14 protein-coding genes and 1 tRNA gene are annotated in these 11,642 nt (G+C 69.3%); 7 read left to right on the top strand and 8 right to left on the bottom strand.

Features of this window, described 5'->3' with window-relative positions:
* Positions 1-128: 128 nt before the first annotated feature.
* Positions 129-578, bottom strand: coding sequence for a group III truncated hemoglobin (locus tag ASC65_RS04500; RefSeq protein WP_056449918.1), 450 nt, complete (start codon positions 576-578; stop codon positions 129-131).
* A 166-nt stretch (positions 579-744) separates the two neighbouring features.
* Between ASC65_RS04500 and ASC65_RS17525 the strand changes: the two genes are divergently transcribed.
* Complete coding sequence (locus ASC65_RS17525; RefSeq protein WP_235561391.1) at positions 745-882, top strand: hypothetical protein; 138 nt, start codon at positions 745-747, stop codon at positions 880-882.
* A complete protein-coding gene (locus ASC65_RS04495; RefSeq protein WP_082525863.1) occupies positions 848-2,419 on the top strand; it encodes an ABC-F family ATP-binding cassette domain-containing protein in 1,572 nt (523 codons plus the stop codon). Before ASC65_RS17525 ends, ASC65_RS04495 begins: the two co-directional genes overlap by 35 nt.
* On the opposite strand, the gene ASC65_RS04490 is transcribed toward ASC65_RS04495, so the two are convergent.
* The 4 genes from ASC65_RS04490 to ASC65_RS04475 form a co-directional block, all read right to left on the bottom strand.
* Positions 2,416-3,966, bottom strand: a complete 1,551-nt coding sequence (locus ASC65_RS04490) for an EAL domain-containing protein (protein ID WP_235561390.1) — start codon at positions 3,964-3,966, stop codon at positions 2,416-2,418. The genes ASC65_RS04495 and ASC65_RS04490 overlap by 4 nt on opposite strands.
* An 84-nt stretch (positions 3,967-4,050) precedes the next feature.
* On the bottom strand, positions 4,051-4,494 hold the full coding sequence (locus ASC65_RS04485; RefSeq protein ID WP_056449913.1) for a hypothetical protein: 444 nt from the start codon (positions 4,492-4,494) through the stop codon (positions 4,051-4,053).
* The gene (locus ASC65_RS04480; RefSeq protein ID WP_056449911.1) at positions 4,491-4,796 is read right to left on the bottom strand and encodes a rod-binding protein; all 306 of its coding nucleotides are present in this window, start codon (positions 4,794-4,796) and stop codon (positions 4,491-4,493) included. The genes ASC65_RS04485 and ASC65_RS04480 overlap by 4 nt, the downstream gene beginning before the upstream one ends.
* 2 nt (positions 4,797-4,798) lie before the next feature.
* A complete protein-coding gene (locus ASC65_RS04475; RefSeq protein WP_056449909.1) occupies positions 4,799-5,902 on the bottom strand; it encodes a flagellar basal body P-ring protein FlgI in 1,104 nt (367 codons plus the stop codon).
* Between the two features lie 184 nt (positions 5,903-6,086).
* Here ASC65_RS04475 and ASC65_RS04470 point away from each other — a divergent pair, with 184 nt between their 5' ends.
* The 3 genes from ASC65_RS04470 (at position 6,087) to gltX (ending at position 8,536) form a co-directional block, all read left to right on the top strand.
* Positions 6,087-6,512 carry a flagellar assembly protein FliX gene (locus ASC65_RS04470; protein ID WP_056449907.1) on the top strand — a complete coding sequence of 142 codons (426 nt, stop codon included), beginning with the start codon at positions 6,087-6,089 and terminating at the stop codon, positions 6,510-6,512.
* A 182-nt stretch (positions 6,513-6,694) separates the two neighbouring features.
* Positions 6,695-7,120, top strand: coding sequence for an RNA polymerase-binding protein DksA (dksA, locus tag ASC65_RS04465; RefSeq protein ID WP_056449905.1), 426 nt, complete (start codon positions 6,695-6,697; stop codon positions 7,118-7,120).
* A gap of 81 nt (positions 7,121-7,201) precedes the next feature.
* A complete protein-coding gene (gene gltX / locus ASC65_RS04460; RefSeq protein ID WP_056449903.1) occupies positions 7,202-8,536 on the top strand; it encodes a glutamate--tRNA ligase in 1,335 nt (444 codons plus the stop codon).
* Positions 8,537-8,621: 85 nt separating this feature from the next.
* Here the strand turns inward: gltX and ASC65_RS04455 are convergent, their stop codons facing one another.
* Together ASC65_RS04455 and ASC65_RS04450 are read right to left on the bottom strand one after the other, a co-directional pair.
* Complete coding sequence (locus ASC65_RS04455) at positions 8,622-8,909, bottom strand: CC_3452 family protein (protein ID WP_056449901.1); 288 nt, start codon at positions 8,907-8,909, stop codon at positions 8,622-8,624.
* Positions 8,910-9,026: 117 nt separating this feature from the next.
* Positions 9,027-9,629, bottom strand: a complete 603-nt coding sequence (locus tag ASC65_RS04450; RefSeq protein ID WP_056449899.1) for a TIGR00730 family Rossman fold protein — start codon at positions 9,627-9,629, stop codon at positions 9,027-9,029.
* 81 nt (positions 9,630-9,710) lie between these two features.
* Between ASC65_RS04450 and ASC65_RS04445 the strand changes: the two genes are divergently transcribed.
* Complete coding sequence (locus ASC65_RS04445) at positions 9,711-10,460, top strand: hypothetical protein (protein ID WP_056449897.1); 750 nt, start codon at positions 9,711-9,713, stop codon at positions 10,458-10,460.
* Between the two features lie 147 nt (positions 10,461-10,607).
* On the opposite strand, the gene ASC65_RS04440 is transcribed toward ASC65_RS04445, so the two are convergent.
* Positions 10,608-10,682, bottom strand: a tRNA-Asn gene (locus tag ASC65_RS04440).
* 69 nt (positions 10,683-10,751) lie between these two features.
* Here ASC65_RS04440 and ASC65_RS04435 point away from each other — a divergent pair.
* Positions 10,752-11,555, top strand: a complete 804-nt coding sequence (locus ASC65_RS04435; protein ID WP_156459550.1) for a TrmH family RNA methyltransferase — start codon at positions 10,752-10,754, stop codon at positions 11,553-11,555.
* Positions 11,556-11,642: the final 87 nt, after the last annotated feature.

The raw sequence follows: 11,642 nt of genomic DNA, 5'->3' as shown, positions 1-11,642 counted from the left end.
GAGGGCCGGGAGGGGTCCGGCGCGACAGCGCTATATGGGGATTGGTTCGTCGATTTCAGCAAGAACATTATAGGAACTGGCGGCGCGTTGCGCCAGTCTGCTGACAGCAGGTGGCAGCAGGTCGGTCCTTAGTCTTCTTCCGGCGTCCAGGGCTCGCTCGGCCGTAGGTATCGTTCGCCCTTGCGCAGCAGGACGCGGTTATGCCCCGCGATGCCCAGTTCCAGGCTCTCGGCGATGCGCCGGGCGCGCTCGATGAAGTGAAGGGCCGCTTCGGGCGGGCACAGCTCCAGCGCGGCGGCCTCGAACAGCTCCAGCCAGCGGTCGAAATGGCGGGCGTCAACGGGCAGGGGAAGGTGTTTCGGCATCGGCCGGCCCTGGTAGACGCCTGAGCCCAGCGCCACCGACGACCAGAACAGCTTCATCTGCTCGAGGTGCGGACCCCAGTCGGCGATCCGCGACTGGAACACCGGCCCGATCAGCGGATCGGCGCGCACCCGGGCATAGAAGCCCTCGACCAGGCGGTCGATAAGGGCCTCGTCGATGGCGTCGGGACTGGATTGAACGGCGGGCGTCGTCATGTCGCAGACCTAGGGGCTCCGCGTCCGTCGCGCCATGCGGCGCCGCGTCTCCTCACCGGTTCATAACGGCTTCGTCAGGACGGCTTGATGGGGAAAAGGCTTGCGCCGTACACAGACCGCCCCCAATCTCCCGTCACCGAGTGAGTAGCAGTTGGAGACCACGAACATGATCAGCGCCCTGGAAATCGGTTTCGCCCTTTCCGCCTCGCTGCTCGTGGTCGTCTATGCCCTCGCCCTTCCTCGCCCCAAGCCTGTCCGCATCCGCGCTCGTGACGCTCGATCGCGTCGCGGCCCGCACGCCTGACGGTTCCACCCTATTCTCAGACCTGAGCCTCGCCTTCGGGCGTGAGCGCACGGGCGTCGTCGGTCGCAATGGCGCCGGCAAGACCACCTTGCTGCGTCTGGTCGCCGGCCTGGCCGACCCGGCTGAGGGCGCGGTCAGCCGCGCCGGCCGCGTCGCCTGGCTGGAACAGCGCCGCGAGCCCGCGCCCGGTGAGACGGTTGCGCAGGCGCTTTCGGCCGCCGACGGCCTGGCCGCGATCGCCCGCGTGCTGGCCGGCGAGGGGACGCCTGACGATTTCGACGCCGCCGACTGGACCCTGGAGGACCGCATCGCGGCGGCCCTGGCCGATGTCGGCCTTTCCGGCCTCGATCCCGCGCGGCCGGTCGCCACGCTGAGCGGCGGCGAGCAGACCCGCCTCCGATTGGCGGGCCTGCTGCTCGACGCCCCCGACCTGCTGGTCCTCGACGAGCCCACCAACCACCTCGACCGAGACGGCCGCGCCATGGTCGCCGACGTGCTCGGCCGCTGGCCCGGCGGGGTGGTGGTGGTCAGCCACGACCGCGCCCTGCTGCGCCGCATGGACCGGATCGTCGAGCTGTCGTCGCTGGGCCCGGCCGTCTACGGCGGCGGCTACGACCTCTACGCCGAGCGTAAGGCGGCGGAGCGGGCGGCGGCCGAGCGGGGGCTGGAGGCGGCCGAGCGGGAGGCTGGGCGGATCGCCCGCGAGAGCCAGCGCGCCGTCGAGAAGAAGGCCCGTCGCGACAAGGCCGGCCGCGCCTTCGCCGACAAAGGCTCAGAACCGAAGATCGTGCTCGGCGCCATGGCCGAGCGCGCGGAACTGAGCGGCGCCCGCGAGCGCAAACTGGCGGAAAAGCGCGAGGCCGAGGCCGAGGCGGCGCTGGGCGAGGCGCGCGAGCGGGTCGAGCGGGTGCGGGCGCTGGCGATCCCGATGCCGTCGACTGGCCTGGCCACGGGCCGGACAGTGCTGGTTCTCGAAGAGGCGGAATGGTTTGCCCCCGGAGGCCGGCGGATCGTCGGCCCGGTCTCGCTGCGTCTGACCGGGCCGGAGGGGGTGGCGGTCACCGGGCCGAACGGGGCCGGCAAGTCGACCCTGCTGCGCCTCATCTCGGGCGAATTGACGCCCAGCGCGGGCGGTGTCGAACGACCCGTCGCGGCCGCCCTGCTGGATCAGGAAGCCGCCATCCTTCACCCGGAGGAGACCCTCGTCGAAGCCTACCGGCGCATCAATCCGGAGGCGACGCCGAACGCGGCGCGGGCCGCCCTGGCGCGCTTCCTGTTCCGCAATACGGCGGGCGACAAGCGGGTGAGCGCCCTATCGGGCGGAGAGCGGCTGCGCGCGGCCCTGGCCTGCGTGATGACCGGGGCGAAGCCCCCACAGTTGTTGATCCTGGACGAGCCGACCAATCACCTGGACCTCGACTCGGTCACGGCGGTGGAGGCGGCGCTGGCGGCCTATGACGGGGCGCTCGTCGTGGTCAGCCACGATCCGGACTTCCTGCAGGCGATCGGCGTCGAGCGGTCGATCGAGCTGGGTTAGCCCCAGCTCGCGACCTCGCCCCGGCGCCTGCCGGCAGGGGCGCTGGCGGTCACGGCAGGCACAGCGGTCGGGCGGCCGAACAACCAGCCCTGGCCGTAGTCGACCCCGAGTGCGCGAACGGCGTCGGCCTGGGGTTCGGTTTCGACCATTTCGGCGACGGTGAGGACCTTCATGTCCCGGCACAGCTCGACCAGATGCCCGATCATGGAGCGTGCCGTGCGGTCGGCGGCGATGTCGCGCACGAAGCCCCCGTCGATCTTGACGACGTCGATCTGCAGTCGGCGCAGATAGTCCAGCGAAGCGGCGCCGACGCCGAAGTCGTCAAGGCACACCTTGATCCCGGCGTTGCGCAGGGCTCCGATGCGGGCGTTGGCGGCGTCGAGGTCCTGCAGGGCCGTGGTCTCGGTGATCTCGACCATCAGCCGCTTGCGGATGTCGGGCACGGACGCCGTCATGCGCAGCAGGCCCTGGACATAGGCGTCCGAGGTCAGCGACACGGCCGAGACGTTGATCGCCGCCTTGGTCAGGCCGAAGCCCGGCTGGCGCAGCTGGCCCAGGGCCTTTTCGGCCACCGCCAGATCCAGGCCCTCGATCAGCCCCAGCTCTTCGGCCATGGAGATGGGACCGGTCGGCGCCTGCCCGGCCCCGCCGAAGCGGGTCAGGGCCTCAAAATGATGGACGGCCCGGGTGTCGAGCGCGACGATCGGCTGCCAGGCCAGCGTAAACTGCCGCTCGCGGACGATGCCGCGGAAGCGATCGGCGTCCTGAACGGTGCGCTTCAGGCGCTCGCCGAAGTGCACGCCAGCGTCGGCGCCGTCCTTCAGGCAATCCTCCAGCGCCAGGCGCAGGGTCCGGACCGCGATGGCCGCCTCGCAGCGACCGATCTCGCCGCGGCTGGTGATCGGCGACAGGTCGAGGCCCTCGGCGGCGCCCGCGGCGCGCACCGCCTCCGCCAGGTCGGAGATGTCGGACGACTCGCGGATCAGGGCGAAGCGGTCGGGGGCCAGGCGCGCGGCGCTGGCCTGGTCGAGTGAGTGGGCCTGCAGTCGCGTCTCGATGGCGGCGTTGGCGCGTCGGCGGGCCTCGCCCTCGCCGTCGAGGCCGGGCACTTGGACAAAGTCGACGGTCAGTTCCGGGCCTGTCCCGCCCAGCGCGAGTACGGCGCCCAGGCGCTGCAACAGGCCGCGGGCGTCCAGCGCCGCCTTGGGGCGTTCCGCCGGAACATCGTGGACCGCGCCTTCCCAGCTCAGGGCGCATGAGATGAACGGGGCCAGCTCGGGCAAGGCGAAGGCCCGCAGGCTCGCCGCCCGCGCGCGGCCGTCTCCGGTCAGAACGCGGATGTCGACGGGCGTGGAGCGGACGCCCGGCTGCAGGCCGGCGATCCGGGCCATGACCGCGTTGCGGCAGCTGGCGTCGAGCAGGTCGTCGAGGCTCTGACCGGCCCAGGCCGTGGCCGGATCGATCCCGGGCGCGGGCCCCGCGCCGAGCGCGAAGGCGACCCGGCCGCGATCCAGCTCCAACAGGACGTCGGCTGACGCGAACGCCATTCCAAGCAGGCGGGACTTCATACTCATGGCCGCTACAGTCCGCAGCCACAGGTTAAGAACAGCCTTAGCGCGTGGTACGTAAGGTTACGCTGTGGCGTTGTAGGCGACGGCCCGACCGTCGCCCGCATTGGCCCGGCCGCTGGCCCCGTAAGCCGACGGCGAGCCGCGCTGGCCGGCCACCTCGGCGGCGATCGTTTTGACCAGACCCTCGGAGACGACACGGGCGGCTTCGATGGCGCGGGCGTGCTTGGACAGCACCGCTTCGAAAAGCTGGGTCGCCTTGATCAGGGCCTTGCGGTCCGCCAGCGGCGCGGCCGCGATAGCGGTCGGATTGGCCTTCAGCTGGGCGGACTCGCGACGATAGGTGTTGGCCAGGTCCTGGGTGCCGGCCAGGGTGGCGGCCGCATCCTGGGGACGGCGCGCCTCGAAGGCCGCGGCCTCGGTGGTCAGGCGCTCGGTCAGGCGTTCGGTCAGGTCGATCAGCTGGCGGATGCGGGCGGCGGCGTTCAGGGCGTTGGCGTCGGTCACTGGGACATCTCCTGCATCTTCAGCATCTGGGCGACCACCTGATCGGCCATGCCGATTCCGCCGGCCTTGACCGTCTGCTTGGCCATGGCGTCGATCATGAAGCCGCGCCAGGTGCCCTCGGCCTCGCCGCCGCCGAACATGCCGTCGGTCTTCAGACCCTCGAACATCGGCTTCAGCATCTGGCTGAGGAAGGATGCCTCGAAGGCCTCGGCGGTCTCGCGCATTCGCGCCGTGGCGACCGGGCCGGTGGGCGCGGACGGTGTCGGCTGGAGCAGGGCGGGGGATACGGTGAGGTCGCTCATGTTCACATCACCTCGATGTCGGCTTGCAGCGCGCCGGCGGCCTTGATGGCCTGCAGGATGCTGATCATGTCGCGCGGGCTGACGCCCAGGGCGTTGAGGCCGGCGACCAGGCTGGACAGCGAGGTCCCGCCGCCGACGATGCGCATCTGGGTGCCCAGATCCTCGGTGACGTCGACCGTCGACTGCGGGACCACGGCGGTCTGGCCGCGGCTGAAGGGCTCGGGCTGGCTGACCTGCGGCGTTTCCTGCACCGAGACGGTCAGGTTGCCCTGGGCGATGGCGACGGTGGAGACGCGGACCGCCTCGCCCATGACGATGACGCCGTTGACCTCGTCGATAATCACCTTGGCCGGGGCGTCGACCGCCACCGGCAGGTTCTCGACCCGGCTGATGAAGCCGGCCATGCCCATCTGACCCGGCGCGCGCAGGGCGATGACGGTGCCGTTCTCGGCCAGGGCGGTGTTCGGATAGACCTGGTTGATCGCCTGGGCGACGCGCTGGGCCGTGGTGAAGTCCGGATTGCGCAGCGTCAGCCGCACTTCGTTCATATTGGCCAGCTCGAAGCCGGTCTCGCGCTCGACCGTCGCGCCCGAGGCGATGCGGCCGGCGGTCGGCACGCCGCGCGTCACCGACGAGCCCGATGAACCCGAGGCCGAGACGGCCCCGGTCTGGATCGAGCCCTGGGCCACGGCATAGACTTGTCCGTCCGCGCCTTGCAGGCTGGTGACCAGCAGGGTGCCGCCCAGCAGGCTCTTGGCGTCGCACATCGAAGAGACGTTGACGTCGATGCGCGAGCCCGGGGTGGCGAACGGCGGCAGTTCGGCCGTCACCATGATGGCGGCCAGGTTCTTGGAGTTTGCGTTGGAGTCGCGGATGTTGACGCCGAGGCGCTCGGTCATGCCTTCCAGCGACTGGCGCGTGAACGGGCAGTTGCGCAGCGAGTCGCCGGTCCCGTTCAGGCCCACCACCAGGCCGTAGCCGACCAGCTGGTTCGAGCGCACGCCCTCGACGGCGGCGATGTCCTTGATCCGCGACTGGGCCAGGGCTGGGGAGCCCAGGCCCGCCAGGGCGGCGGCGGTCAGGAGGGAGGCGAGCAGCTTTTGCATCGGTCGAACGTCCGCAAAGGATTTATGCCTAACGCGATGCGAGGTCCGTGCCAGACAGAAACCTCAATGAAATCAGCGACGGTGCGGCTCGCGGCGCCGGGCAAATCGGCAGAAACTGCCGGGCCGTTAACCAAACGGTGACTCCGTGGCTTCAATGGTCCGACATGTCCTGGAGTCGTTTCTCATGAAGGTCACCGGCGCGTCTGGACCCTCTTCGACCCAATCCTCGCGTCCCGCCCGGGCCGCGAGCGGCTTCTCCGTGCCCACGGCCGGGGGAAGCGCGCCTGCCGCCCAGGCTGCAGCGGCAAGCGGAGTCGCCGGCGTCGCCGACGTTTCGGCCCTGATGGCCCTGCAGGGCGTCGAGGATCCGACCGAGCGTCGTCGTCGGGCCATCCGCCGGGGCGGCGGCCTGCTGGATCGGCTGGATGAGCTGAAGCTGGCCCTGCTGTCAGGTGAGATGGGCGAGGGCGCCCTGGAGCGTCTTGGGCGCGGTCTGCGCGAGGAACGTCCGATCGACGCCGATCCGGAGCTCAATCGCCTGCTGGACCAAATCGACCTGCGCGCTGCGGTTGAGCTCGCCAAGGCCGATCTTCGCCGCAACGCAGCATAAAGCGGCGAAATCTTTCGCAAACGCGCGCTGCGCGGCCTGCGAGTGATGAAGAAATGTCACGCTCCTCCTCCGACGACAAAATTCGCCGGTCACGCTCGCGCGAGCGTTGTTGCCGCGACTCCCTGTGATCCCTATACGCAGCACTGCGCCACAGGGGGGCGCTGTTTACGAGCGTGAGTGCGATGAACGCATTGGCGTCTGTTATCGAGCCGGCCTACAGGCCGTCTGACGATGAGCCGTTCATGAATGAGCGGCAGTTGGCCTACTTCAAGGCCAAGCTTCTGGACTGGAAGGACGATATCCTTCGCGAGTCCAAGGGGACTGTGATCAACCTGAAGGCCGAGACGGAGAATCATCCGGATCTGGTCGATCGGGCGTCATCGGAATCCGATCGTGCGCTTGAGCTGCGTACGCGGGACCGTCAGCGCAAGCTGATCTCCAAGATCGACGAGGCGCTGCGCCGGATCGAGGACGGATCGTACGGCTACTGTGAGGAAACCGGCGAACCGATCAGCCTCGGCCGACTGGAAGCCCGTCCGACGGCGACGCTGTCGGTGGAGGCCCAGGAGCGGCACGAACGTCGCGAGCGCGTCCACCGCGACGACTGATCGGTCGATCGACGGCGGTCACGCCTTGACTTGCACGGACGGGGGCGCGACCTAGCGCGCCTCTCGCTCTAAGGTCGTGTCATGTCCGTCAAGGTCCGTTTCGCCCCGTCGCCGACGGGTAAGCTGCACGTCGGAAACGTGCGCACCGCCCTCGTGAACTGGATGTTCGCCAAGGGGCAGGGCGGGCAGTTCGTCCTGCGCATCGACGACACCGACCTGGCGCGGTCGACCGCCGAATTCGAGCAGGGCATCGAGATCGACCTGGCGTGGCTGGGCCTGCTCTGGGACGAGCGCCACAATCAATCCAAGCGCTTCGACCGCTATGAAGCCGCCGCCGAGCGCCTCAAGGCCTCTGGTCGCCTCTACGCCTGCTATGAAACCGCCGAGGAGTTGGACCGCCGCCGCAAGGTGCAGCTGTCGCGCGGCCTGCCGCCGGTCTACGACCGCGCCGCCCTGGACCTCACTGACGCCGAAAAGGCCGCCTATGAAGCCGAAGGCCGCCGTCCGCACTGGCGCTTCAAGCTGGACGGCAAGCGCGTCGCCTGGGAAGACCTGGCCCGCGGCCACGCCGAGGTCGACACGGCCTCGATGTCGGACCCGGTGCTGATCCGCGAGGACGGCCTGTTCCTCTACACCCTGCCGTCGGTGGTCGACGACATCGAGATGGACATCACCCACGTGATCCGCGGCGAGGACCACGTCACCAATACCGGCGCCCAGATCGAGATCTTCGAAGCGCTGGGCGGCCCCGTGCCGGCCTTTGCTCACATGCCGCTGCTGGTCGGCGCGGACGGCGCAGCTCTGTCGAAGCGTCTGGGCTCGCTGTCGATCTCGGAGATGCGCGACCTGGGCTATGAGCCGATCGCCATCACCAGCCACCTCGGCCGCATCGGCACCTCTGATCCGCTGGAAGTCGGGGAGTCGATCGACGCCCTCGGCGCGAGCTTCGCCTTCGCCAAGATGGGCCGCTCGCCGGCGCGCTATGACACCGCCGACCTAGACCGCCTCAACGCCCAGGCCCTGCACGCCATGGACTACAAGGTCGCCCAGGCGCGCTTGGCCAAGCTGGACGCCGACCTTGGCGAAGGCTTCTGGAACGCCATCCGTCCGAACCTTCAGAAGTTCGCCGATGTCGTTGAATTGGCTTCGATCGTCCGCGGTCCGGTGACTCCGGTCGTCGAGGACCCGGCCTTCGCCGCCGCCGCCCTGGCGGTGCTGCCGGAGACCATCGACGAGACCCTGTGGCCGACCTGGACCAATGCCGTGAAGGAGGCCACCGGCGCCAAGGGCAAGAGCCTGTTCATGCCCCTGCGCCTGATCCTGACCGGCCAGCCGCACGGCCCGGAGATGGCCACCATCGCCCCGATGATCGGCCGCGAGCGCATCGTGAAGCGGCTGCAGGGCGAAACGGCCTGAGAGCCGAGCCCACCTTACCGGACAGCAAAAAGGCCGCCCTTCTCGCGAGGGGCGGCCTTTTCGTATTCAGCGATGCGCTGCTGGATCAGGCGTTACAGGCGGTCAGTTCTTCGGCCGAAAGGGCGACGCCCTTGTAGGTGAAGGCCGAGACCGCGCCGAATTTGGCGACGACGCGGCGGCAGGCGCGCGGGGCGGGCTGGTTGGCGCCGCCCGTGGCGGTGCAGGCGCCGGCGTCGCAGCGCCAGCTGGCGCCGTCGATGATGGTGCGGGCTTCGCCCTTGGAGGAGTCGGCCAGGGTGGCGCTCGACGTGGGGGCTTGGGCGAGGGCGGGGGCGGCGATCAGCATGGCCGCGGCGACGATCAGGGCGCGCATGGGGAGGTCTCCGATGAGGCCGGGGCTCTGACCCCGTCCGCTCACTGTGCGTTGTTATTCGAAACTGTCAAGGCGCGTTGCTTTAGAAAACCCAGAACGCGCCTGATCAACGATTACTTATCGACGATCATGTTTCAAGTGAGGCATCTCGTCCATCCCCTGCATCTGGGCGATCGCCTCCTCGACCGTGTCGGCCACGGTGTAGCCCTGACGGAAGCTGGCCGGGGTCATCCCCTCGGAGATGCTGTGCTCAAGGACTGCCAGAAGCGTTTCCCAGAAGCCGTTGATATTCAAGAAAATCACCGGCTTGTGGTGCAGGTCGAGGCGCTTCCACGACAGCACCTCGATGGCCTCTTCCAGGGTGCCGACGCCGCCCGGCGCAACCACAAATGCGTCCGACTGGTCGTACATGATAGTCTTGCGCTCGTGCATCGACGTCACGACCAAGGTCTCGACGTCGTCGAACAGACGCTCGCGGCTGCGCAGGAAGCCGGGCATGACGCCCAAGACGCGGCCGCCGGCCTCATGGGCCGAGCGGGCCGAGGCGCCCATCAGGCCGACGCCGCCGCCGCCATAGACCAGCCGCCAGCCCGCCTCAGCCGTCTGCGCGCCGAAGTCACGCGCCGCGGCCAGGTAGGCCGGGGACACGCTCTCGGCCGAGCCGCAGAACAGGCAGACCGACTTGCCGTCGAACGGCTGGATGGTGGCGGGCGACGACATGGAGCCTCATGAGACGGAGAAAGACAGCGGGGCTTTAGCCGCGCTATCTGGGACGACACTCCTAACGGGCGGAGAGGCGGGATGAAACGGGCGATCTCGATGACGGCGGCTGCGATGCTGGCTGCGGCGCTCGCCGCCTGCTCGCCCGCGCCCGCCGGCAAGACCGATGAGGCGCCCCGCGCGCCAGGCGATTGGGCCCAGCCGCCGCTCATCGAGCGTGTGTCCCGCCAGGGCGATGAGTTGCTGGTGTCCGGTGTCGCCGAGCCGGGCGGGCGCGTCGTGCTGCGCAATGAGACGGGCTCGGCCTATGCGGCCTCGGCCGATGCTCACGGGCGATTCGAGATCCATGTGGCGGCGAAGTCGGGGCACCTGCTCCTCCAGCCCGAGACCCAGGTCGGCCAGGACGCCGCCCGGTCGCCGGATCGGCTGCTGATTCTGGCCGGCGGCGACGGCCCGATGGCCCTGTTGCGATTCGGCGGCCCCGCCCGGCGTCTGGACGCCGCCCCGGCGCTCGGCGCGGTCGACAGCGACGGCCGTATGCGGCTGGCCTCCGGCGCTACGGCGGAAGGAACCGCCCAGGTCGACGTCATCAGCGACGGTCAGACGGTGCGGGTCACGCCCGGCTCCGACGGCCGCTGGAGCCTGATGCTGCCGATGACGAGCGCGCCGGACGGCATCGAGGTCGCAGGGCGCGTCTTCGCCTGGCCCGGGGAGGCCGCGCGCGGCGAATCCCTGACGGTCGAACAGGGCGAAGGGGGCTGGCGGATCGGCTGGAGCGGTCCGGCGGGCGGCCGCCAGTCGACCTGGCTGCCTGTCGGAGAAGGACGCTGAACGTGGTTTACGGCCCATTAACCAATTGAGGCGATCTCGGGGGTGTTCTTCGAGTTTCGAGGACACCCACCATCACCGAACTTCTTCAGCCCGGCGCACCCCGCGTCGGGCTTTTTTTCCGCTTCGATGTCGGGGAAGGAGAGAGAGTGGCTCCGCGGGTAGGATTCGAACCTACGACCAGCCGATTAACAGTCGGCTGCTCTACCACTGAGCTACCGCGGAACACTTCCTCTCGGGAAGGCGGGCGCTATAGCAGCGCGAGTCAGCGTAGCGCAAACGGAAATTTCGAACTTGGCCAACATCTTCATCGAGAGCGCCGAAGACCCGCGAATTGCAGGCTTCCGGGACATCCGGGAACGGGACCTGACGGGCCGTCAGGGACTGTTCGTGGCTGAAGGCGAGGTCGTGCTGCGCGTCCTGGCTTCGCCCGGGTCGCAGTGTCGGCCGCTGGCGGCCCTGGTAGCCGAGAGCCGCGCCGGCGGCCTCGCCCCGATCCTCGCGCGCTTCCCGGCGGACACGCCTGTCTATGTCGCGCCCCAGCCGGTGCTGGACGGGATCGCCGGCTTTCACCTGCATCGCGGCATTCTGGCCCTCGGCGCAAAGCCGACCGCGAAAGCCCTGGATCAGGTGCTGGACGGCCTGGCCGACGACGCCGTCGTCGTTCTGGCCTGCGGCATCGGAAACCATGACAACATGGGCGGCATCTTCCGCGCGGCGGCGGCCTTCGGCGCGGGCGCAGTGCTGCTGGACGCCCAATGCTGTGACCCCTTCTACCGCAAGGCCATCCGGGTCTCTGTGGGCGCGGTCCTGCGAACCCCGATGGCGACCGGTCTTGATGCAGCGTCGACGGTAGAGGCGCTGCAGGCGAGGGGCTTCCGCGTGCTGGCCATGACGCCGTCGGCGACGACGGACCTTTCAACGGCGCCGCGCGGCGGCCGGGTGGCGATCGTGCTGGGGGCGGAGGGGCCGGGCCTGCCCGAATCCCTGATGGCCAGATGCGAGACGATCGGGATTCCGATGTCCGGCGGCTTCGATTCGCTGAACGTGGCGACTGCGGGCGCCATCGCCCTGCATCACTTCGCCCGACAGGCGTAAGAGGTCCTACGAAATTCGTATTAACCCTTCATATACCTTGATGAATGCGTCGTTCTATGACGAGCTTGGCCGTCCGGGGAGGCAGCC

The organism is Brevundimonas sp. Root1279 (assembly GCF_001425945.1).
Lineage (GTDB): Bacteria > Pseudomonadota > Alphaproteobacteria > Caulobacterales > Caulobacteraceae > Brevundimonas.
This window is presented reverse-complemented; position numbering and strand designations above follow the sequence as displayed.